Here is a 22,562-nt window from a genome sequence, read left to right on the forward strand (position 1 = left end):
GATGCGACTTTTAAACTGGCGTCGCCAGGCACTATTAAATGCCATGCCGGGGATCAAGCCGGCGCGTATCCGCACCCCGTGGCATGAGTTCTGGCGGCGGTTTCGCCGTCAGCCGATGGCGATGGCCGCAGGGCTGTTCGTGCTGCTGCTGATTATCGTCGCTGCGCTCGCGCCGTGGATCGTGCCCTTCGATGCCGAGAACTACTTCGACTACGACCGGCTCAACGACGGGCCGTCGATGGTGCACTGGTTCGGCGTTGACTCGCTCGGGCGGGATATCTTTAGCCGCGTGCTGGTCGGGGCACAGATCTCGCTGGCCGCTGGGGTGCTGGCGGTGCTGATTGGGGCTGCGATCGGCACGGTGCTCGGCCTGCTGGCGGGGTACTACGAGGGCTGGTGGGATCGCATTATCATGCGCATCTGCGACGTGCTGTTTGCCTTTCCCGGCATTCTGCTGGCGATTGCGGTGGTGGCGGTGATGGGCAGCGGCATGTCTAACGTGATTATCGCCGTAGCGGTCTTCTCAGTGCCGGCCTTTGCCCGGCTGGTGCGCGGCAACACGCTGGTGCTCAAGCAGCAGACCTTTATCGAGTCGGCGCGCAGCATTGGCGCAAGCGATGCCACTATCCTGTTCCGCCACATTCTGCCGGGAACCATCTCATCTATCGTGGTCTACTTCACCATGCGCATCGGCACCTCGATTATCTCCGCTGCCAGCCTCTCGTTTCTTGGTTTAGGCGCGCAGCCGCCGACCCCGGAGTGGGGGGCGATGCTCAACGAGGCGCGAGCGGATATGGTTATCGCCCCGCACGTGGCGCTCTTCCCGAGCCTGGCGATCTTCCTCACCGTGCTGGCCTTTAACCTGCTGGGCGACGGCCTGCGGGACGCGCTGGATCCGAAGATAAAGGGCTGAGGTTAATGCCGGGCGGCGCTACGCTTGCCCGGCCTACGCTGGGTACGGTGCGAGTTTGTAGGCCTGCGTAAGCGAAGCGTCACCGGGCATTCTGTGCGCATCCCCACAAAAGCATAAATTCGACGCCGTTGCTTTCCCCGGCGGTCTCGGTTTGCGGGCATCATATCCGCAGAACGAGGCATTAAGGGGAAAGCAATGCGCGATGAATTACTGACGTTTTTGGCAAATCAAACTGACTTTTTCGATCCGGAAAAGCTGAGCGAGGTGTTTACCGCCAGCTATCTGGCGCAGCGCTTTTCGCTGAAGAGAAACACCGCCAGCCACTATCTGAACCAGCTTGTTGCCCAGGGTGTGCTGGTGAAGATCAACACCCGCCCGGTCTACTTTCTGCATAAAAAAACCTTCAGCCAGCAGTTTTTTCCCCTCGCTGCCAATGAGTATGAGAGTGTTGCCCAGCTGCTCGGCGACGGCGGACCCGAGCCGGAACGCCCCGATCACTTTTCGCTGCTTATCGGTCACGATGAGAGCCTAAAAAAGCCTATTGAGCAGCTTAAAACTGCACTCTTTTATCCGGACGGCGGCCTGCCGCTGCTGATTACCGGCGACAGCGGCACGGGCAAAAGCTATATGGCGAATCTGATGCACGAGTTTGCTATCTCCGAGGGGCTGCTGGCGGACGATGCGCCTTTCATCAGCTTTAACTGCGCCCAGTATGCCAGCAACCCAGAGCTGCTGGCGGCTAACCTGTTTGGCTATGCCAAAGGCGCGTTTACCGGAGCGCAGACCGATCGCCAGGGGGCCTTTGAGGCGGCCAATGGCGGTATGCTCTTCCTTGACGAGGTGCACCGGCTCAACGCCGAGGGGCAGGAGAAGCTCTTTACCTGGCTCGACCGCAAAGAGATCTACCGGGTCGGGGAGACCGCACAGGGCCGCCCGGTTTCAACGCGGCTGGTTTTCGCCACCACCGAGGAGCTGCACAGCACCTTTTTAACCACCTTTTTACGCCGTATCCCCATTCTGGTGACGCTGCCCGATCTGCAAAGCCGCTCCCGGCAGGAGAAGGAGGCGCTGATCCTGCTCTTTTTCTGGCAGGAGGCGAAAAAGCTGGCGGTGCGTCTGGCGTTAACTCCGCGGCTGATGCAGGTCCTGAACCACTTTGTCTATCGGGGCAACGTCGGCGAGCTGAAGAACGCCGTGAAGTACACGGTGGCGGCATCGTGGGCCAAGCAGCGGGGCGGCGAGGAGCTGGTCGTGGGCATTCAGCATCTGCCGGAGAAGATTGCCGCGGCCATCCCCGCCTCTGGCGAACCGCTGGCGGCAGAGGACAATTTAATTGTCGAGCCGCAGACCAGCCTGGTGTGGCTCCTGCGCTCCCGCGATCCCACCCGAGGGGTGATCTACGACGCCCAGTGCCAGGTGCTGGCGCTCTACGAGCAGTGGATGAGCGGCCACGCGGACTGGGAAGAGGCCCGCAAGCGCATGGGGGAGGCGATCGAGGGGCTTTTCGACCGGCTTATTTTCGATAATCGCGACGCCACGGACTCGCCGATGCTACTCCTGACCACCCAGCAGGTGCGCGAGGAGTTCTACCGCCTGGAGAAGCAGTTCAACATTCAGTTTAACGGCAACTGCATCTACGCCCTGAGCCACTATCTGGTGCACCGCTCGCGGAGCACGCCCTCTCGCCTGAGCCAGGAGCGGATCCGCAGCCTCGACGATTTTCTCGCCCAGAAGTACCCGCTGCTCTACCGCTTTTGCCAGGCGATCATTACTGCGCTGGCGCAGAAGCTGGATATCGAACCGCAGCGGATCGATGCGCTGCTGCTGGTGCTATGGCTGCATCAGTCCGGAGCCGTCAGCCAGCCGCACGTTACCCGCGCCGTGATCCTCGCCCACGGCTACGCCACTGCCAGCAGCATTGCTAACGTCGCCAATCGGCTGTTAAAAAATCACCTGTTTGAATCCTTTGATATGCCGCTGGATGTCACCCCGGAGGCCATTGCCCGTCAGGTGATGGACTACATCGAGAGCAATACCCTGGCCTCGGGCGTCATCATCCTCGTCGATATGGGATCGCTCAACGCTATCCATCACCATTTCCAGCGCCGGGTCGCAACGCCGGTGGCGATTGTCAATAACGTCTCCACCAGCATGGCGCTCTACGTGGGCGAGCGGATTTTACGCGGCGATATGATTGAGGATATCGCCCGCGAGGTCAGCGGCGATCTGCCGGTTGAGCATCAGATCTTCTGGCCGCAGGCCAATCGCCCCCGGGTGATCCTCACCACCTGCGTCACCGGCCTTGGCGCGGCAACCAATCTCTGCGCGCTGCTGAAGGCCAGTATCCCGGAGACGTTGGGCATTGATGTCATCGCCTGCGACTACGACACGCTCAGCAACGGGCAGGAGAGCGCGCTGGCGTTTAATCGCTACGAGATGCTGGCCGTGGTCGGCACCTTTGATCCGCACCTGCCCGCCGTGCCGTGGATCTCGCTGGATTCGCTGATCGCCGGGGACGGCCACGGCCAGCTGATGCGTATCTTTGGCGATATTGCTACGCCTGAGCAGATCGACGAGATCAACAACCTGCTGCTGAAGAACTTCTCCCTGCGACGGGTGATTGAGTCGGTCACTATTCTCGACACCAGCAAGGTGCTCAACCAGGTGGAGCAGTTTGTCCTGCGTTATGAGCATCTGGCTGGCTGCCAGATCCCCAACGACCGCAAGGTGGCGCTCTACGTACACATTAGCTGCCTGATAGAGCGGCTGATCCGTAATGCCTCTCCTGCCAGCTATTCGGGACGGCAGTGTCCGGAAAGCGAGCTGGCCGATATTAAGCAGGCCTTTAGTGTCATTGAGAGCAGTTATAGTGTCAAAATCCCCGCAGTAGAACTTTGTTACATCCATAATATTCTCACGCTGGAAACGGAATTTATTCAGCAAGATCAAGAGTTTTAACCCTCACACTCTCCTGTCGTGGCGCATTTTATCGTGCGCCACTTTTTCGTGGCACGCCGGTTGCAATACCTCCGGTAGTGGAACGCATTTTCGAGGACAGGATGAAACGACACTACATATTTGCCAGCCATGGCACCCTTGCCCGGGGCGTGCTCGACTCTGTTGAGCTGATCCTCGGTAAACAGGCGGATATTTCGACGCTCTGCGCCTACGTTGAGGAGCAGCGGGATTTAACCGAGCAGGTCACGGAGTTAATGCAGCAGATCCCTGATGAAGACGAAGTGGTGGTCATTACCGATATCTTCGCTGGCAGCGTAAATAACGAATTTGTTCGTTTTCTGCAGCGGCCCCGTTTCCATCTGGTGGCGGGCCTCAATCTGCCGCTGGTGATCGATCTGCTTATTTCCAGCGACGAGCCTGATACCGGGAAGCTTATCGAGGAGGCGTTAATAAGCTCCCGGGAGAGCATTCAATACTGTAACTACACCATCTCCAGCGCAATGCAGGCGGATAAAGATTTCTAAGAGGGAGGAAACAGGATGATTACGTTAGTGCGGGTAGACCATCGTTTATTGCACGGCCAGGTGGCGTTCTCATGGACACAATACGTGGGTGCAGACTGCATTCTGATTGCCAATGACAGCGTCCCTAATGACGAGCTGCGTAAAACCACCATCAAGCTGGCGAAGCCGCCGTCGGTGAAGCTGGTAATTAAGAATATCGCTGACTCGATAGAAGCCATTAAAAGCGGCGTTACCGACAAATATACGCTGTTTATCGTCGTGGAGTCGATAGAGGATGCCTGGCGCCTGGCCCGCGAGATACCGGAAATTAAAAGTATCAACCTCGGCGGAATAAAGGCCAAAGAGGGCAGCAGAAATATCTCGAAGGCGGTGAATCTGCTGCCTGACGAAATTACCAGGCTCAATGAACTGGTGGGGCAGGGGGTTGAAATTGAGATCCGTCAGGTCCCCAACGATCGCAAGCAGCTCATAACGGAATGTTTGTAATTCCTGAGGATTAACTATGGTAGAGGCACTTTTACTCGGACTGGTGGCGTTTATCGCCCAGTCGGAATATGCCCTGGGCACCTCGTTAATATCCCGGCCCATTGTCACCGGCTTATTAACCGGTCTGGTGCTGGGTGATGTCCAGACAGGCATTATCATGGGCGCGACGCTGGAGCTGGCCTTTATCGGCTCCTTCTCCGTGGGCGCATCCATTCCGCCGGACGTCGTGACCGGTGGCGTGCTGGGCGTGGCGTTCGCCATCACCTCCGGCGCGGGGACTGAAACGGCGCTGCTGCTGGGACTGCCCATCGCCACCCTGACGCTGGTGTTAAAAAACGTCTATCTCGGGATGTTTATCCCCATGCTCAACCAGAAGGCCGATGCCTATGCCGACGAGGCCAATACCCGTGGCATAGAGCGGATGCACCTGATCGCCGGGTTTGGCCTGTCGCTGATGCTGGCCACGGTGGTGACCGTCTCCTTCCTGGTGGGCAGCAGCGCGGTCAAGTCCCTGCTGGACGCCATTCCGGAGTTCATTAAGCACGGCCTGAGCGTGGCGACGGGCATTATTCCGGCGCTGGGCTTTGCCATGCTGGCCCGGCTGCTGATCAACAAAAAGGTTGCGCCTTACTTTTTCCTCGGCTTTGTCCTGATGGCCTATCTGAAAATTCCGGTCACCGGCATTGCGATCCTCGGCGCTATTGTGGCCGTGATTATGGTCAACGTCACCGCCTTTACCACGCCTCGCGCCACCACAGAGCAAGGAGTCAGCCATGACGACGAAGATGATTTCTGAAGAGACCCTGCCTGACCTGCAGGATGAGAAGGTCATCACCGCCCGGGATCTGCGCCGCGTCTTTTGGCGCTCCTTCCAGATGGAGTTCTCCTGGAACTACGAGCGGCAGATGAACCTGGCCTTTGTCTACACCCTCATTCCGGTGCTGAAAAAGCTCTATCCGCAGAAAGAGGATCTCAGGATCGCCCTGAAGCGTCACCTGGTGTTCTTTAACACCACGCCGCACATCGTCACCCTGCTGCTGGGCATTACCACCGCGATGGAGGAGAAGAACAGCCAGCAGAAAACCATCGATGCCGGGGCGATTGATAACGTAAAGGCGTCGCTGATGGGACCGCTGGCGGGATTAGGCGACTCCTTTTTCTGGGGGACGCTACGCCTGATCGCGACGGGGATCGGCACCAGCCTGGCGCTGCAGGGCAGTATTCTCGGGCCGATCCTCTTTCTGCTGGTGTTTAACGTCCCGCACATTCTGGTGCGCTGGTTCTTTACCCGCTGGGGCTACGTGCTCGGTACCGGGGTGCTTCAGCGCGTTCAGCAGAGCGGCATGATGGAGAGCCTGACCTACGGCGCATCGATAATGGGGCTGATGGTGGTGGGGGCGATGACCGCCTCGATGATCAACATCACTATCCCCATCAGCTTTGGCACGGGAGAGGCAAAGACCGAGGTGCAGGACATTATCAACAACGTCATGCCCTGCCTGCTGCCGCTCATCAGCTTTGGCATCGTCTACTGGCTGCTGGGCCGTAGGGTAAAACCGCTCACTATTATCGGTGGGATGGCGCTGGTGGGCATTTTCGGCTCGTGGATTGGCCTGTTTTAACTGGAGAAACCTATGTCACCTACCATTATGTTACCAACCATGATGACCTATATCGAAGAGGAGCCTACGGCGCTGGAGACGATCCTTCGCGAGCATCGGCATAGCCTGGCGGCGATTGAGGCCTTTGCCCGCGAGCGCCCGGTGCAGCGCCTGCTGCTGCTGGCGACCGGCTCCTCGTTTAACGCTGCCGTCTGCGCGCGGGATCTTTTCGAGCGGCGCTACGGTCTGCGGGTGGAGATCAAAGAGCCGTATAACTTTGTCCACTATGAAACCGTCGATCCGCACACCGATCTGGTGATTGCTGTATCCCAGAGCGGCAAGAGTGCCTCGACGCTGGCGGCGATGGAGAAGGTTCAGGCGGCGGGGCTGCCGGTATTTGCCCTGACTTCAGATCCGCAAAGCCCCATCGGCAAGGGCAGCGATTACGTGCTGGATATCAATACCGGCATCGAGCAGGTGGGTTTCGTCACCCGGGGTTTCAGCGCCACGGTGCTGAACCTGCTGCTGATTGCGCTTACCCTCGCCCGGGCGAAAAAGCAGATTGCGGACGAAGAGGCGCAGGTTACGCTGCATCAGCTAAGCCAGCTCGCCGCCGCCATTCCTCAGGCGATAGCCCAGACGGAGGCGTTTTTCGATCGCCATCAGGCCACCTTGCAAAACGGGACACGTTTTGTGGCTATCGGCTACGGGGCGTTGACCGGCGTGGCAAAAGAGTTTGAGACCAAGTTCACCGAAACGGTTCGCGTGCCGTCCAGCGGCTTTGAGCTGGAGGCCTACATGCACGGCCCCTATCTGGAAGCCAATGCCCAGCACGTGATGTTTTTTATTGAGGATGCGCCAGACAGACGCCTGCGGGCGCTGCGGGACTACATGACTCCGGCGGTAAACCAGGCCTTCCTGGTAACCCTGAGCGAGGCGCAGGATCCCCAGACGCTGGCCCTTAACTTCCCGCTTGAGCACGACCTCGCCTCGCTGCTGCTGATTGTGCCGATGCAGGTGCTGGCCTGGCGTACGGCGTGTGCCAAAGGGATCGATCTTTCGGTACGTATTTTTGATGACTTTGACCGCGTATTAAAAAGTAAGATCTAATTAATCAGGAGATAAAATATGTTGGGTTTTAATCAGGACGAGTACCTGACGAGTGCTCGTGAGATCGTTGCTGCGCGTAAACAGGCTGAGCAGGCCGCTGATGAGATATTTCAGCAGGAATATGATGCCCTATTTTTTGCCTCGGTCGGGGGCTCTCTGGCACCAATGATGGCCATTAATGCCTTTGCCAAAGAGATGACCACGCTGCCGGTTTACCTTGAGCAGGCCGCAGAGTTAATTCATACCGGGCATAAGAAATTAACTAAGCAATCGGTGGTGGTCACGCTCTCTAAATCCGGTGATACCAAAGAGTCCGTAGAGCTTGCCGAATGGTGTAAGGCGCAGGGGATCCGCGTTGTTGCCATTACCAAAAACAGCGACTCGCCGCTGGCCAGCGCGGCAGGCTGGCATATTCCGATGCGCCACAAAAACGGCGTGGAATATGAGTATATGCTGCTCTACTGGTTCTTTTTCCGTCTGGTTAACCGTAACGGTGAATTTGCAGACTATGACCGTTTTGCCAGCCAGCTGGAGTTATTACCGGAGAACCTGTTACAGGCGAAAATAAAGTTTGATCCGCAGGCAGATGACATCGCGCGTAAATACCACACCAGCGACTATATGATGTGGATTGGCGGCGCGGAGATGTGGGGCGAAGTCTATCTCTTCTCAATGTGTATTCTCGAGGAGATGCAGTGGAAACGCACCAAATCCGTCACCTCGGCCGAGTTTTTCCACGGCACGCTGGAGCTGCTGGAGAAAGAGGTCCCGCTGTTTCTGGTGAAGGGGGAGGGGAAATGTCGGGCGCTGGATGAGCGGGTTGAGCGTTTTGCAGCGAAGATCACGGACCATCTGGTGGTGATTGATCCGCGTGACTATGCCCTTGATGGGATTGATGATGCGTTTCGCGGGATCCTTGCCCCTTGCGTAGCGTCGACGCTGCTGGTGGATCGGCTGGCGGCCCATTTTGAGCACTACACCGGCCACAGTCTCGATATTCGCCGCTACTACCGGCAGTTCGAGTATTAATAGAACGAACGCCCGGCGGCGCAAGCTTGCCGGGCCTGGAGTTTTGTAGGCCTGATAAGCGTAGCGCCATCAGGCGTTATGCACAGGGTCGATTAAACCCGGGTACCCCACAGGTCGTATTCGTCGGCGTTTTCAACCTTCACGCGGACAACGTCGCCCGGCTTCACGTTGGTTTCGCCGTTGAGGTAGACCGCGCCGTCGATCTCCGGGGCATCGGCCATGCTGCGGCCAATCGCGCCTTCTTCATCGACTTCATCGATAATCACCAGGATCTCACGGCCCACCTTCTCCTGCAGACGCTCGGCAGAGATCTGCTGCTGCAGCTGCATAAAGCGGTTCCAGCGCTCTTCTTTTATCTCTTCCGGCACCTGATCCGGTAATTCGTTAGCGGTCGCACCTTCCACCGGGCTGTATTTGAAGCAGCCCACGCGGTCCAGACGGGCTTCAACGAGGAAGTCGAGCAGCATCTGGAAATCTTCCTCGGTTTCACCGGGGAAGCCGACGATAAAGGTCGAGCGCAGGGTCAGCTCAGGGCAGACTTCACGCCACTGCTTGATGCGGGCCAGCTGGCGATCCACCGAGCCTGGGCGCTTCATCAACTTGAGGATGCGCGGACTGGCGTGCTGCATCGGGATATCCAGATACGGCAGGATCTTGCCTTCGGCCATCAGCGGGATGACGTCGTCAACGTGCGGGTAAGGGTAGACGTAGTGCAGACGCACCCAGACGCCGAGCTTAGACAGCTCTTCGCACAGGCTGACCATGCTGGTTTTCACCGGCGAGCCGTTGTAGAAGCCGGTGCGGTGCTTAACGTCAACGCCGTAGGCGGAGGTGTCCTGCGAGATCACCAGCAGCTCTTTCACGCCCGCGTCAACCAGACGCTTGGCCTCGGCCAGCACGTCGCCAATCGGACGGCTGTCGAGATCGCCACGCATGGACGGAATAATGCAGAAGGTGCAGCGGTGGTTGCAGCCTTCGGAAATTTTCAGGTAGGCGTAGTGGCGCGGGGTCAGCTTGACGCCCTGTTCCGGCACCAGGCTCAGGAACGGGTTGTGCTTTGGTTTTGGCACATAGTGATGCACGTGCTCCAGAACCTGCTCATAGCTGTGCGGACCGGTGATCTCCAGCACCTTCGGGTGCACTTCGCGGATCTGATCCACTTTTGCCCCCAGACAGCCGGTGACGATCACCTTGCCGTTCTCATTCAGGGCTTCGCCAATCGCCTCCAGCGACTCCTGCACGGCGCTATCGATAAAGCCGCAGGTGTTAACGATCACCATATCGGCATCGTCGTAACGCGGCACCACATCATAACCCTCGGTGCGCAGTTCGGTAAGAATGCGTTCGGAATCCACCAGGTTTTTCGGGCAGCCCAGGGAGACAAAGCCAATACGCGGTTGTTGTATGCTCATACGCTCACAAAGTAAACAGAAGAAAAAACCGGGCGATTTTACACGGGTTTGCGGCGACTCTCTACTGCTAACTCAATTGGTTAGATTTTGTGAAGGTTGTCGCACTGTAAAAATTGTTAAAGGCTGGATAAATATTGACCCAGCTCATAATTTTGCACAAAAAATGAGCTTATGCTTAATTTGTGATTAGGCCGACAAGGGAGGATCTAGCATGACCGTTGACAGACAGAAACGAAGCCTGCTGAGAAAACTTGCAAACGCCAGCATCGATCTTGCAGCGTACGTCCAGCTCAGAAAGGCGAAGGGTTACATGTCAGTCAGCGAAAGCAACTATCTGCGTGACAGCTTTTTTGAGTTATCAAAACAAATACGCGGCCTGGAGCGACATGCGTATGTCGTGCCGGATGCCAGAGAACGTGAAGCGCTGTGCCGGGCAGAGGGAGCACTCTCCGCTGCGGGTATCTGCTTAATGAGTGGGCACCATGACTGCCCGAACTATATTGCTGTAAACGTAGAGACGCTTGATCGCTGTCTTAAAACCCTCAACGTATGTATTCAGAACCTCAGCGAGCAAGCACCGCTGGCAATGGAGTCCTGAATCCCCGGGGGGAGGCAACTCCCCCTTATCTCCCTGGTTAAAGATACCTCTTTTAAAAACAGGCGCGGTCTTCTCTGTCAACGAATGGGCGGCGGCGAGGTATTTCCAATCCGACACATATGATTTAACATATGTGTATTCTGCGAGAGAGGGAGCGATCGATGCTACAGCCTGTTCAGCTTTTCAAAATATTGTCGGATGAGACACGCCTCGCTATTGTCATGCTTCTGCGGGAGTGTGGCGAGCTGTGCGTCTGCGATCTCTGTGCGGTTACCGCGCAGTCCCAGCCTAAAATTTCGCGGCACATGGCGATCCTCCGCGAGGCGGAGCTGGTTCTTGACCGGCGTGAAGGCAAATGGATCCACTATCGTCTGTCGCCCCACATGCCGGCGTGGGCGGCGGAGACGATCGCCACCTCCTGGCACTGTCTGCGGGAAGATGTGCGTCACTGGCTGGCCAAATCGGCCTGCACCGCCTGCTGACACCATCAATAACATATACCTAACCATATATAATGGAGTCTGGAATGCTTTTGGCAGGGAGTCTTTTTTTGCTGACGCTGGTGTTGGTCATCTGGCAGCCCAGAGGCCTCAGTATCGGCTGGAGCGCAAGCATTGGGGCCGCGCTGGCGCTGGCGACCGGCGTCATTCACATTGATGATATCCCTGTCGTCTGGAACATCGTCTGGAACGCGACGGCGGCATTTATTGCGGTGATCGTTATCAGCCTGCTGCTGGATGAGTCCGGTTTCTTTGAATGGGCGGCACTGCATGTTGCCCGCTGGGGTAACGGGCGCGGTCGGCTGCTGTTTAGCTGGATTGTTCTTCTGGGCGCTACCGTCGCCGCGCTGTTTGCCAACGATGGCGCAGCGCTGATCCTGACGCCGATTGTGATTGCGATGCTGCTCGCATTAGGGTTCAGCAAAGAGACCACGCTGGCCTTTGTGATGGCCGCGGGGTTTATTGCGGATACCGCCAGTCTGCCGCTGATTGTCTCGAATCTGGTCAATATTGTCTCGGCGGATTTCTTCGGTCTGGGCTTCACCCGGTACGCCTCTGTCATGATCCCCGTGGACCTGGCTGCTATTGCGGCCACGCTGGTTATGCTGCATCTCTTTTTCAGGAAAGATATTCCGGCGACCTATGACGTTTCACTCCTGAAGGCACCGGCCAGTGCGATAAAGGATCCGGCGACGTTCAGGACAGGCTGGATTGTGCTGGTGCTTCTTCTGATCGGTTTCTTTGTTCTGGAGCCTCTGGGGATCCCTGTCAGCGCGATAGCGGCAGCCGGCGCGGCGGTGCTGTTTGTAGTGGCGAAAAGAGGGCATGCGATCGATACAGGAAAAGTATTACGCGGGGCGCCCTGGCAGATCGTGATTTTCTCGCTGGGTATGTACCTGGTGGTCTATGGCCTGCGCAATGCGGGACTCACCGCTACACTCTCCGCCGTGCTGAGCCAGATGGCAGACAGGGGCTTATGGACAGCTACGCTCGGTACCGGCTTCCTGACGGCGTTCCTCTCTTCGGTGATGAACAATATGCCGACGGTGTTGATTGGCGCCCTGTCGATTGACGGGAGCGCAGCGACCGGCATCGTCAAAGAGGCAATGATTTACGCTAACGTCATTGGCTGCGATTTAGGCCCCAAAATTACCCCGATTGGCAGCCTGGCGACCCTGCTGTGGCTGCACGTGCTGGCGCAGAAAAATATGACCATCGCCTGGGGGTATTACTTCCGCACCGGCATTATGATGACCCTGCCCGTACTGTTCGTCACGCTGGCCGCGCTGGCGTGGCGGCTCTCTGTCACTGTTTAATGAGATACTGATATGAGCAATATTACCATTTATCACAACCCGGCCTGCGGCACCTCACGTAACACGCTGGAGATGATCCGTAACAGCGGTACTGAACCGACTATTATTTACTACCTTGATACGCCACCGACCCGCGATAAGCTTATTAGCCTTATTTCAGATATGGGGATAACGGTACGTGCTTTATTGCGTACCAACGTTGAGCCTTATGAGCAACTTGGCCTTGATGAAGAGGCATTTTCTGATGAGCAGTTGATCGGTTTTATGCTTCAGTATCCGATTCTGATTAATCGACCGATAGTCGTAACGCCGCTTGGCACACGTCTTTGTCGCCCCTCAGAAAGGGTGCTGGATATTCTGCCTGAAGGCCAGAAAGGCGCTTTTACCAAAGAGGATGGTGAAAAGGTCATTAACGAAACGGGGACACGGGTTAAATAATCTAGCCACTTCACATTGTCCGGCGGCTAAACGTATATTCAGCTAAGTAAATATTCACGGGGCGTAATTTATTAAGAATCGACATGTATCTTAATCCCGTCTTAAGACTATTCTACTAACCTGAGCGCTACGTTAGCCCATCCCGGGCTTTTGCGGAGTGCATTTTTATGCCATATAAATTCACAGAATCCTCTTCTCTGAGTAAAGTTCCTGCGGTAACCTTGGCGTTTTGGTTAACCAAGATTGCAGCAACCACGCTGGGTGAAACCGGTGGCGATGCAGTGACCATGTCAATGGATCTGGGCTACCTTACCGGTACGTTGATTTTTGCCGTTATCTTTCTCATTGCTGTCATGGTGCAAATTAAACGCGACAGTTTTAATAAGTGGATCTACTGGTTTACCGTCATTGCCACCACTACCGTGGGTACGACGCTGGCGGACTTTGCCGATCGCTCATTGGGAATTGGTTACCTCGGCGGAACGTTGCTGCTGAGTACGTTACTGATACTCTCTCTTCTTATATGGCGTGTATGCTGCGGCACTATTGCCGTGAGCTCCGTAAACAACGTACGAACAGAAAGTTTTTACTGGGTCACCATTATGTTTTCACAGACGCTGGGAACTGCATTAGGTGACTGGACCGCAGATAGCGAAGGGCTGGGCTATGGCGGCGGTATTCTGCTGTTTGTTGGGGCACTGGCTATTATCTGGGCCGCCAGCCGCTTTACCTCACTTTCACGCACTGCGCTCTTCTGGGCTGCCTTTGTTTTGACCCGTCCTTTGGGCGCGGTCGTAGGCGATTTTATGGATAAACCGGTGGCGGAGGGTGGGCTGGCGCTTAGCCGCTACGGTGCCTCACTGGCGCTGGTGCTTATTATTATTGGGTTTATCTGGTTCATACCGCAGCGTCCGGCAATGAAAACTGCGGCAACGAATTAATCAATAATCGCTCGCCCTTAACGGGGGCAGCGTAAATACCTTTACAGGAAAGCAGAGTTCGCTCTGCTTTCCTGAGGTTATTCACCTGCTTAAGCGTCAGGCAGGTAATTTAAAGCTTTTGTAAAACCCGATGCATGCGGCCTCGTGCTGGCTAACCTTTATGCCAGAGACCCTAAAAGGAGTGCCCCATGCGTCGCAACGTTATAATTGCTATCCCCGCGCTGTTTCTCTCCGCTTCGATTTTTGCCGCGCCTGTGCCGGTAGCGGTCGAGGTGCTACAAACTAAACTCGATCACCCCTGGTCGCTGGCCTTTTTGCCCGACGATAAAGGCATGCTTATCACCCTGCGTGGCGGTCAGCTGCGCCACTGGCAGGCGGGAAGCGGACTATCCGATCCCCTCTCTGGCGTACCGAAAGTGTGGGCCAACGGGCAGGGCGGCCTGTTTGACGTTGTGCTGGCCCCGGATTTTGCCCAGTCGCGCCGGGTGTGGTTGAGCTATGCCGAAGCGGGTAATGACGGCCGGGCCGGGACGGCGGTGGGCTACGGACGCTTAAGCGACGATCTCTCCCGGCTGGAGGCGTTTAAGGTGGTCTTCCGCCAGACCCCTAAGCTCTCTACCGGCAACCACTTTGGCGGACGACTGGTCTTTGACGGCAAGGGCTACCTCTATATTGCGCTGGGAGAAAATAATCAGCGTCCTACCGCCCAGGATCTCGATAAGCTTCAAGGGAAAGTGGTGCGCCTGACCGATGAAGGCGCTGTACCAGATGATAACCCCTTTGCCAACAACGCCAACGCGCGCAAGGAGATCTGGTCCTACGGCATCCGTAACCCACAGGGGATGGCGATGAATCCATGGACCGACGCGCTATGGCTGAACGAGCACGGCCCGCGCGGCGGCGACGAAATTAATATCCCGCAGAGAGGTAAAAACTACGGCTGGCCGCTGGCGACCTGGGGCATTAACTACAGCGGGATGAAGATCCCCGAGGCGAAGGGGGAGATTGTGGCCGGAACCGAGCAGCCTGCGTTCTACTGGAAAAACTCCCCGGCGGTCAGCGGCATGGCGTTCTATAACGCATCGACCTTCCCACAGTGGCAGCACAAGCTGTTTATCGGCGCGCTGAAGGACAAGGACGTCATTGTCATGAGCGTGAACGGAGATAAGGTCACCGAGGACGGGCGCATTCTGGGCGATCGCAACCAGCGCATCCGCGACGTGCGGGTTGGCCCCGACGGCTACCTCTATGTGCTCACCGACGAGTCCGACGGCGAGCTGTTAAAGGTGAGTCCGGCAGGGGCACAATAAAGACCGGGTTAGGTTACCGGGATCATCACGACTTTGCGGAAGGCGGGGCGCTCGCTAAGGGCGTCATACCAGCGCTGGATATGCGGACGTGGCGTCCACGTCAGGCCTACGTTCCACAGGCTATAGACGAAAGGCGCAACGGCGATATCCCCGAGGCCAAACTCCTCGCCGGAGAGCCAGGGTGAGGTCGCCAGGGCGTTATCCAGAATCTCAAACAGCGGCTCGCAGGCGGCAATGCCCGCCTCAATCACTGCCGGATCGCGTTTTTCCACCGGTGTGCGCACCAGGTTCATCAATAGCACCCGGTGAGCCGGGGAGAGCGTGCCATTGGCCCAGTCCATCCACTTCTCTGCTTGCGCACGGGCGGCGGGTGACTCAATCCACAGTCGTCCCAGGCCATACTGCGCTGCCAGGAAGCGCACGATGGTATTTGACTCCCACAGCACGCTATCGGTCTCATCGTCGCGGAACAGCGGCACCAGCCCATTGGGATTCAGCGCCAGATACTCCGGGCTGTGGTTCAGACCGTGCTCCAGGCCCGCCAGAATTTGCGTATACGGCAGCTCCAGCTCTTCCAGGGTCCATAAGACTTTTTTAACGTTAGTCGAGTTGTTTCTGCCCCACAGCGTGATCATAAAAACTCCTTCTTCTCGTCAGCAACCGGGCGCTGTTATCAGCACCTTATGGCTGACATAGTGAGATAAAGTGAACATTCAGGCAACGAATAACAAAAAAATCCCACTCGCAGCAGCATGGGAATGTGATTTTGCGTAAACTTTAAAAAACTTTACCAGCTGGCGGTTTTCTTCACGGCTTTTGTACGTTACTACTCACCGTTTAGCGCGTAGCGGTGAGCTAACGCGGTTTTTTAGAATGGATACTCGGGTGGCCTTTATGACGCATTTTTCTCTTTCCCTCCGCAGCCTGGCTACGGCCTCGGCGCTTGTGGTTCTTTTTTCTCCCTCGCTGTTTGCCGCCGAGCAGGTCGCGGCCCCGGCAGCCCCTGCGGTTGATGCCCGGGCATGGATCCTGATGGATTACGCCAGCGGCAAAGTGCTGGCGGAAGGTAACGCCGATGAGAAGCTGGATCCGGCCAGTTTGACCAAGCTGATGACCAGCTACGTCACCGGCCAGGCGCTGAAGGCGGGAAAAATTCACCTCACTGATATGGTCACCGTGGGTAAAGATGCGTGGGCGACCGGCAACCCGGCCCTGCGCGGCTCGTCGCTGATGTTCCTCAAGCCTGGCGACCAGGTCTCGGTCGCGGATCTCAATAAAGGGGTGATCATCCAGTCGGGGAACGATGCCAGCATCGCCATTGCCGACTTCGTGGCGGGGAGCCAGGACGCCTTTGTCGGCCTGATGAACAACTACGCCCAGCGGCTGGGGCTGACCAATACCACCTTTAAAACGGTGCACGGCCTCGACGCGCCGGGGCAGTTCAGCACCGCCCGCGATATGGCTCTGCTGGGCAAGGCGCTGATCCACGACGTGCCGGAAGAGTATGCCATTCACAAAGAGAAAGAGTTTACCTTCAACAAGATCCGCCAGCCGAACCGTAACCGCCTGCTGTGGAGCACCAATATCAACGTCGATGGTATGAAGACCGGCACCACCGAAGGGGCGGGCTACAACCTGGTAGCCTCGGCCACGCAGGGGGATATGCGGCTCATCTCGGTCGTGCTGGGCAGTAAAACCGATCGTATCCGCTTTAACGAGTCAGAGAAGCTGCTCACCTGGGGCTTCCGCTTCTTTGAAACCGTGACCCCTATCAAGCCGGATGCCACGTTCGCCACTACCCGCGTTTGGTTTGGCGACAGCAGCGAGGCGAAGCTTGGCGCAGGCGAGGCAGGCTCAATCACCATTCCCAAAGGGCAGCTGAAAAACCTGAAGGCGACCTGGAAATTAAACGATCCGCAGCTCACCGCGCCGCTGAAAAAAGGCCAGGTGGTGGGGGCTATCGATTTCCAACTTAACGGTAAATCCATTGAGCAGCGTCCGCTGATCGTCATGGAGGCGGTAGAAGAGGGCGGATTCTTGAGCCGGATGTGGGATTTCGTGCTGATGAAACTCCACGGCTGGTTCGGCAGCTGGTTCTCGTAGGCCAGCCGCCTGCCTTAGTAGAGCAGGGCGATATGCTGGGCTTTTGCCAGCGCGCTGAGGCTATCGTCAGGGCGGACGTCGCTGGCGATAGCATCAAACTGGCTCAGGTCGCCCATGCAGGCCGGGCGCACTTTGCCAAACTTGCTGTGATCGACCACCAGCACGTGATACTGCGCCCGGCTCATCGCCCAGTGCTTTACCGGCAGTTCCTCAAGGTTAAAGCAGGTTGCGCCCATCTCCGGATGGACGCCCGCCGCGGAATAGAAGGCGAGATCCGGACAGAGATTGTTTAGCGTCTCTTTAAAGTTGAGCGGGTTGAAGATGCCGTTGCTGGCGTGGAACTCTCCGCCGCAGAGAATCGTCCGGCAGAGCGGCTTCTCCTGGAGCGCGAGAAAGGTATTCAGGGCGTAGCAGACGGCAGTGAAGGGCAGCTCGTCGCTGATGGCGTCGATAATCCACGGCGTCGTGGTGCCGCAGTCGAAAAACACCATCTGGTGGGCCTGCACCAGCGTTGCCGCATGGCGGGCAGCGAGGCGCTTCTCCTCCACCAGACGCGTTTTCTGATCGCTCAGCAGATAGTGGCTGGCGGTGCGCGGCTCCAGCACCAGGTAGCCCCCCAGCAGCACCACCGGTGCGCTTTTGGCGTTCAGATCGCGACGAATGGTCATTTCAGACACGCCAAGCAACGTTGCTGCCTCTTTCAGATGCAGCTTGTCGCTCCGCTTCAGGGCCTGCAGCAGCTGGCCGATCCTTTCGTCACGTTTCGTTTCCATAAATCCCCTGGCGCATTATCCTTGGCACATTAGTAAAACCCTGCCTGGGGCAGGGCGTCCAATATTACCTGCGCGGCCAGGTTAAGTCACCCACGCACCCAGCCTTTACGGATAGGCAGAGCAAAACAGCGGCGGTAGACGAGGTGCAGGGCCCGCAGCACGCCCCTCCCGCAAACCTGCCAGAGCATCTGCGCGGCCAGGCAGCCGCTGAGGGCAATCAATAATCCGCCCAGCATATCCAGCGGCCAGTGAATGCCTAAATAGACGCGTGACCAGGCGATGCTCAACGCGATGGCCAGCAGCGCGCAGCCAGACCAGAGCCGATGCCAGAACAGAAACGCCAGCGCGAAGGTAAACGCCACCGTACCGTGATCGCTGGGGTAGGAGTAGTTCGCCGCGTGATGTAAAAAATTATAGCCCGCGTTCTGGGCAAAGGGTCTTTCGTGGGGGAAAAGATGACCTGTCAACCAGGAGAGGCTCATGCTTACCACCAGCGCCATTACCGTTTTGATCACCAGCTGGCGCTGGGCGCTCACCCGAGCGTGCGGGCCCCAGAGCCACAGCGCCATCACCAGCAGTGGCAGCAGGGTAATCAGATCCTTGGCAATATATATCGCTAAGGCAATCAGCCAGGACGGGGAATCAGGGGTGGCGTTCAGCCAGTAAAAAAGCGTGTGGTTGAGATTTTCCAGCATGGGGTGTCGTCACTCCTGTTGACCGTAAAAGAGGGCACCCATTGTGCAGCGCGTACCTTAAACAAACCTTAAGCATTTAAAGCGTATTAAACGTGCGCTGCCACAGAGAATTCACTACCGCCAGGGCGACGTTTTCACTACACTCTGCGCGATCTTAAGGATAAAGAGGCTACATGCAAAATCGTTCATCTTCCAGAGGCCGTTTAGGCCGCCAGGCACTGATGTTTCCCCTGTGCCTGGTGCTCTACGAGTTCTCAACCTATATCGGCAACGACATGATCCAGCCGGGGATGCTGGCCGTGGTTGCGCAGTATCATGCTGGCATCGAGTGGGTGCCGACCTCCATGACCGCCTATCTGGCCGGGGGGATGTTTTTACAGTGGCTGCTCGGGCCGCTGTCGGACCGCATTGGCCGCCGTCCGGTAATGCTCACTGGGGTGGTGTGGTTTATTGTCACCTGTCTGGCAACTCTGCTGGCGCAGAACATTGAGCAGTTCACTCTCCTGCGCTTCTTGCAGGGCGTGAGCCTCTGCTTTATCGGCGCGGTGGGCTATGCCGCCATCCAGGAGTCGTTTGAGGAGGCGGTGTGCATCAAAATCACTGCCCTGATGGCGAACGTGGCGCTAATCGCCCCTCTGCTTGGCCCGCTGGTGGGAGCCGCGTGGGTGAACATTGCCCCCTGGGAGGGGATGTTTGTGCTTTTCGCAGTGCTGGCGGCCATCGCTTTCTTTGGCCTGCAACGGGCGATGCCGGAGACCGCTACCCGTCTTGGGGAGAAGCTCTCCCTGAAAGAGCTGGGCCGGGATTATAAAGCGGTGCTGAAAAATAGTCGCTTCGTCGCCGGTGCGCTGGCGACGGGCTTTGTCAGCCTGCCGCTGCTGGCGTGGATCGCCCAGTCGCCGATCATTATTATCAGCGGCGAAGGGATGAGCAGCTATGAGTACGGCCTGCTGCAGGTGCCGATCTTCGGCGCGCTGATTGCGGGTAACCTCGTGCTGGCCCGGCTGACTTCGCGGCGCAGCGTGCGGTCGCTGATCATCATGGGCGGCTGGCCAATTGTTGCCGGACTGCTGCTGGCAGCCGTGGCGACAATGGTCTCCTCTCACGCCTACCTGTGGATGACCGCCGGACTGAGCCTCTACGCGTTCGGGATCGGCCTCGCTAACGCCGGGCTGGTACGCCTGACGCTGTTTGCCAGCGATATCAGCAAAGGAACGGTATCCGCCGCCATGGGCATGTTACAGATGGCGATATTTACCGTTGGTATCGAGCTGAGCAAGCACGCTTACCTGAGCGGTGGCGAAGGGCTGTTTAGCCTCTTCAACCTGCTCAACGGCCTGCTCTGGCTGGGATTGATGGTGATCTTCCTTAAGGACCGGTCGGTGGGGCGCTCTCTGAACGGTTAGTGCAATCCTGGCCCGGTTTCGCAACCGCCCGGGCCACTATCACTGCAACCACCATCAACGCCAGCACAACCATCATGGCGCTGCGCAGGCCGTAGTGCTCGCCCAGGAAGCCCAGCAGCGGCGGCCCCACCAGAAACGCCAGGTACCCGGTTGTCGCCACCACGCTTACGCGGGTTGCGGCGTCCGGCCCGGTATCGCTGGCGGCAGAGATGGTCAGCGGGAAGCCAAGGGACGCCCCCAGCCCCCACAGCAGAACAGAGACGCCAGCTACCCACGCGCTGTCGACGAAGATGATCAGCGCGATCCCCAGCCCGCCCATAATCGCACTGGCCCGCACCACCGTGACGCGGCTATAGCGATCGATAAACCAACCCCCGGTGAAGCGTCCGACGGTCATGCCGAGGGTGAAGCCGGTGTAGATCAGCGATCCGGAGGTGGGGGTAAAGCCGTGGCCGTCCACCATCAGCAGCGGCAGCCAGTCGTTGGCGGAGCCTTCGGCAAAGGCCATAGCCAGTACCACCACACCAATCAGCAGCAGCTGGGTATCGCGATAGAAGGGACGCCCTTTCTGCTTTTTCTGCGTATCGCTGGCATCGTTGCGTCCGGTGCCGTCGGGGATAGCAGTAATGGCGATCAGAATGGGCACGATGGCCACCAGCCCGGCCAGCAGAACGTGCAGCGTGGCGGTCACACCCCAGGCGGTGAGCGTCATACCGATACCCGCGCCCACCAGCGTGCCGAGGCTGTAGAAGCCGTGCATCATAGGCAGCACGGTTTTATTCATCTTCTGCTCCACCACCGCGCCTTCAATATTAATTGCCACTTCGGCTGCCCCGAGGCTGCTGCCGAACAGTGCCAGCCCGATGGCAAACAGCAACGGCGAGGCAAACCACAGGGCGAGGCTTAGCGCCATCATGCCGCAGACCGACAGCGCCATGCAGGCGCGAATAACGTTGCGGGTGCCGAAGCGTTTGACCAGCCACGCGGAAGAGAGAATGCCGCTCATTGAGCCGATGGAGAGGCCAAACAGCACCGCGCCCATCTCGGCGGTAGAAACCGACAGAAGGTCGCGGATCGCCGGGGTGCGCGATGCCCAGGAGGCCATCAGCAGGCCAGGGATAAAGAAGAAGGTAAATAGAGCCCAGAGGCGATGATTAAGGGCAGAGCGAGAAGAGGAGGTCATAGCGTCTTATCTGTCGTTATGGTTTTGGCGTCGGTTAACAGTAGCAAGATTTGGCGAGGATTGCAGGGGAGATGTCGGAGGTTCCAGCCCGTAGGCCCGGCAAACGTCAGTGCCGCCGGGCGGGTTAGAACCGAGCCCATATTACTGAACTCAATCGGATTTTGGGCTATCACTATTTTTGGCTAATTTTTGTGCAATAAGCATAATGACAACATAAGCAGCAATGCCCACGGCCAATGCGATAAGGGGACCTATTATTCGCATTATGCCTTCATTAAGGAAAGCAGTATAAAAAATACCAAAAATAGTAGCAGTTAGGATGAGTGTGCCGAAGAGTTCCGAGGTGAATTTAATGATTAATTTCAATATGTTCGATAGCATGTACTAGTTCCTCTGCTCTTTCTGGATTTTTACGTAAAACTTCTCCCATTGCAATAAAATGTTGTAAAGGTTTCTCGAGCAGAAAATAGAGCATATCATAATTATGTATATAGAGGATCCTCCAAAGTCGAGGGTTTTCAAGACTTAATCTTCGCGAAGCATCACATGCTCGTGCTATCACCCCTTGAGTAATAATGCCCCCAAACATAACCCCAGTTAGGCCCTTTATTGCAAGTCGAGTCATAAAGGTTGCCATCATGCCGCTCAGTACTTTCACACCGAGATAAGATGAAATACTTATTTGTAGAGCAGTACGTGAGCTCATGGTTGTTGCGCTAGCAATAAGGGCTTCGTGAATCTTTTTTAGTGCTGGTTCTGGCAGATGGCTTAGAACGTCGTTGATAATAATTTTCGCGACTTGAATGATGGTATTTCTATCTCTGATTAACGCTCTGATAGCTAGTAAAACCCGTCTATCATCATTGAAGTTACGCCTCTGTATTCGGTAGCCTCCATCGGAAAGATTAAGATCCTGAAATGTTCTTTCAAGCCCTAAATAAAAGTCACAGGGGAGGGATACGACACCTTTTACTACAGCATTCGCTATTAGTGATACATCCATTAACAACTGTTCCTTGTGCAATTTTTAACGGATCATACCCCTATAGAATTGAGGGTTGAAGCAAATATAAGAGCGCGGATTTAAAAATAGCATTTAAAGTATATTATTAATACATTCGCGAATGTTAATACAATCAGTAAAGTAATTGAGCATCTTAGATGTTCATGTTAACGGAAAGATAAGTTTTGGTTCCAGTCTTTATCAAGTGGTAATTTTTAAAGAGATGCGATGAGAAGAAAATACTATATTATATCTAGATCTAT

22 protein-coding genes are annotated in these 22,562 nt (G+C 56.6%); 16 read left to right on the forward strand and 6 right to left on the reverse strand.

The window, feature by feature from the left end:
• Window position 1: 1 nt before the first annotated feature.
• The 8 genes from gsiD (at window position 2) to WFN61_RS02395 (ending at window position 8,621) form a co-directional block, all read left to right on the forward strand.
• Window positions 2-913, forward strand: a complete 912-nt coding sequence (gsiD, locus tag WFN61_RS02360; RefSeq protein WP_144813201.1) for a glutathione ABC transporter permease GsiD — start codon at window positions 2-4, stop codon at window positions 911-913.
• Between the two features lie 195 nt (window positions 914-1,108).
• Window positions 1,109-3,871, forward strand: a complete 2,763-nt coding sequence (locus tag WFN61_RS02365; protein ID WP_337037465.1) for a sigma 54-interacting transcriptional regulator — start codon at window positions 1,109-1,111, stop codon at window positions 3,869-3,871.
• A gap of 101 nt (window positions 3,872-3,972) precedes the next feature.
• Window positions 3,973-4,395 (forward strand): PTS sugar transporter subunit IIA, encoded by a 423-nt coding sequence (locus WFN61_RS02370; protein ID WP_144813192.1) that lies wholly within the window; start codon window positions 3,973-3,975, stop codon window positions 4,393-4,395.
• 15 nt (window positions 4,396-4,410) lie between these two features.
• Window positions 4,411-4,881 carry a PTS sugar transporter subunit IIB gene (locus WFN61_RS02375; RefSeq protein ID WP_337037468.1) on the forward strand — a complete coding sequence of 157 codons (471 nt, stop codon included), beginning with the start codon at window positions 4,411-4,413 and terminating at the stop codon, window positions 4,879-4,881.
• 16 nt (window positions 4,882-4,897) lie between these two features.
• Window positions 4,898-5,677, forward strand: a complete 780-nt coding sequence (locus WFN61_RS02380; RefSeq protein ID WP_144813186.1) for a PTS mannose/fructose/sorbose/N-acetylgalactosamine transporter subunit IIC — start codon at window positions 4,898-4,900, stop codon at window positions 5,675-5,677.
• Window positions 5,655-6,503 carry a PTS system mannose/fructose/sorbose family transporter subunit IID gene (locus WFN61_RS02385; RefSeq protein ID WP_257757032.1) on the forward strand — a complete coding sequence of 283 codons (849 nt, stop codon included), beginning with the start codon at window positions 5,655-5,657 and terminating at the stop codon, window positions 6,501-6,503. Before WFN61_RS02380 ends, WFN61_RS02385 begins: the two co-directional genes overlap by 23 nt.
• Before the next feature lie 27 nt (window positions 6,504-6,530).
• Entirely contained in the window at window positions 6,531-7,592 is a 1,062-nt protein-coding gene (locus WFN61_RS02390; RefSeq protein ID WP_337038085.1) for an SIS domain-containing protein, read from the forward strand.
• Between the two features lie 18 nt (window positions 7,593-7,610).
• Complete coding sequence (locus tag WFN61_RS02395) at window positions 7,611-8,621, forward strand: SIS domain-containing protein (RefSeq protein ID WP_257757033.1); 1,011 nt, start codon at window positions 7,611-7,613, stop codon at window positions 8,619-8,621.
• Between the two features lie 92 nt (window positions 8,622-8,713).
• Here the strand turns inward: WFN61_RS02395 and rimO are convergent, their stop codons facing one another.
• Window positions 8,714-10,033, reverse strand: a complete 1,320-nt coding sequence (gene rimO, locus WFN61_RS02400) for a 30S ribosomal protein S12 methylthiotransferase RimO (RefSeq protein WP_144813176.1) — start codon at window positions 10,031-10,033, stop codon at window positions 8,714-8,716.
• A 211-nt stretch (window positions 10,034-10,244) separates the two neighbouring features.
• Between rimO and WFN61_RS02405 the strand changes: the two genes are divergently transcribed.
• The 6 genes from WFN61_RS02405 to WFN61_RS02430 all read left to right on the forward strand — a co-directional run bounded on the left by WFN61_RS02405 (window position 10,245) and on the right by WFN61_RS02430 (window position 15,136).
• Entirely contained in the window at window positions 10,245-10,631 is a 387-nt protein-coding gene (locus WFN61_RS02405; RefSeq protein WP_144813173.1) for a biofilm formation regulator BssR, read from the forward strand.
• A gap of 161 nt (window positions 10,632-10,792) precedes the next feature.
• Window positions 10,793-11,113, forward strand: coding sequence for a metalloregulator ArsR/SmtB family transcription factor (locus WFN61_RS02410; RefSeq protein WP_312272654.1), 321 nt, complete (start codon window positions 10,793-10,795; stop codon window positions 11,111-11,113).
• Window positions 11,114-11,157: 44 nt separating this feature from the next.
• The gene (locus WFN61_RS02415; RefSeq protein WP_312235792.1) at window positions 11,158-12,447 is read left to right on the forward strand and encodes an arsenic transporter; all 1,290 of its coding nucleotides are present in this window, start codon (window positions 11,158-11,160) and stop codon (window positions 12,445-12,447) included.
• A 12-nt stretch (window positions 12,448-12,459) separates the two neighbouring features.
• The gene (gene arsC / locus WFN61_RS02420) at window positions 12,460-12,885 is read left to right on the forward strand and encodes a glutaredoxin-dependent arsenate reductase (RefSeq protein ID WP_238083980.1); all 426 of its coding nucleotides are present in this window, start codon (window positions 12,460-12,462) and stop codon (window positions 12,883-12,885) included.
• 167 nt (window positions 12,886-13,052) lie between these two features.
• Window positions 13,053-13,826, forward strand: coding sequence for a COG4705 family protein (locus WFN61_RS02425; protein WP_312272651.1), 774 nt, complete (start codon window positions 13,053-13,055; stop codon window positions 13,824-13,826).
• A 188-nt stretch (window positions 13,827-14,014) separates the two neighbouring features.
• Window positions 14,015-15,136 carry a PQQ-dependent sugar dehydrogenase gene (locus tag WFN61_RS02430; protein ID WP_312466305.1) on the forward strand — a complete coding sequence of 374 codons (1,122 nt, stop codon included), beginning with the start codon at window positions 14,015-14,017 and terminating at the stop codon, window positions 15,134-15,136.
• An 8-nt stretch (window positions 15,137-15,144) separates the two neighbouring features.
• Here WFN61_RS02430 and WFN61_RS02435 read toward each other — a convergent pair whose 3' ends face one another.
• The gene (locus tag WFN61_RS02435; RefSeq protein ID WP_238083983.1) at window positions 15,145-15,771 is read right to left on the reverse strand and encodes a glutathione S-transferase family protein; all 627 of its coding nucleotides are present in this window, start codon (window positions 15,769-15,771) and stop codon (window positions 15,145-15,147) included.
• 259 nt (window positions 15,772-16,030) lie between these two features.
• Here WFN61_RS02435 and dacC point away from each other — a divergent pair, with 259 nt between their 5' ends.
• The gene (gene dacC, locus WFN61_RS02440) at window positions 16,031-17,239 is read left to right on the forward strand and encodes a serine-type D-Ala-D-Ala carboxypeptidase (RefSeq protein WP_238083985.1); all 1,209 of its coding nucleotides are present in this window, start codon (window positions 16,031-16,033) and stop codon (window positions 17,237-17,239) included.
• Window positions 17,240-17,253: 14 nt separating this feature from the next.
• Here the strand turns inward: dacC and deoR are convergent, their stop codons facing one another.
• Window positions 17,254-18,012 carry a DNA-binding transcriptional repressor DeoR gene (deoR, locus tag WFN61_RS02445; RefSeq protein WP_144813146.1) on the reverse strand — a complete coding sequence of 253 codons (759 nt, stop codon included), beginning with the start codon at window positions 18,010-18,012 and terminating at the stop codon, window positions 17,254-17,256.
• Between the two features lie 86 nt (window positions 18,013-18,098).
• Window positions 18,099-18,707, reverse strand: coding sequence for an undecaprenyl-diphosphate phosphatase (gene ybjG / locus WFN61_RS02450; RefSeq protein WP_144813144.1), 609 nt, complete (start codon window positions 18,705-18,707; stop codon window positions 18,099-18,101).
• 173 nt (window positions 18,708-18,880) lie between these two features.
• Here ybjG and WFN61_RS02455 point away from each other — a divergent pair, with 173 nt between their 5' ends.
• A complete protein-coding gene (locus WFN61_RS02455) occupies window positions 18,881-20,113 on the forward strand; it encodes an MFS transporter (protein WP_312174342.1) in 1,233 nt (410 codons plus the stop codon).
• Here WFN61_RS02455 and WFN61_RS02460 read toward each other — a convergent pair.
• Window positions 20,076-21,296 carry an MFS transporter gene (locus WFN61_RS02460; RefSeq protein ID WP_257757037.1) on the reverse strand — a complete coding sequence of 407 codons (1,221 nt, stop codon included), beginning with the start codon at window positions 21,294-21,296 and terminating at the stop codon, window positions 20,076-20,078. The genes WFN61_RS02455 and WFN61_RS02460 overlap by 38 nt on opposite strands.
• A 349-nt stretch (window positions 21,297-21,645) precedes the next feature.
• Window positions 21,646-22,299, reverse strand: a complete 654-nt coding sequence (locus WFN61_RS02465) for a hypothetical protein (RefSeq protein ID WP_257757039.1) — start codon at window positions 22,297-22,299, stop codon at window positions 21,646-21,648.
• Between the last annotated feature and the right edge of the window lie 263 nt (window positions 22,300-22,562).

It is taken from the genome of Pseudescherichia sp. AS216, assembly GCF_037152055.1.
In the GTDB taxonomy this organism is placed as follows: domain Bacteria; phylum Pseudomonadota; class Gammaproteobacteria; order Enterobacterales; family Enterobacteriaceae; genus Pseudescherichia.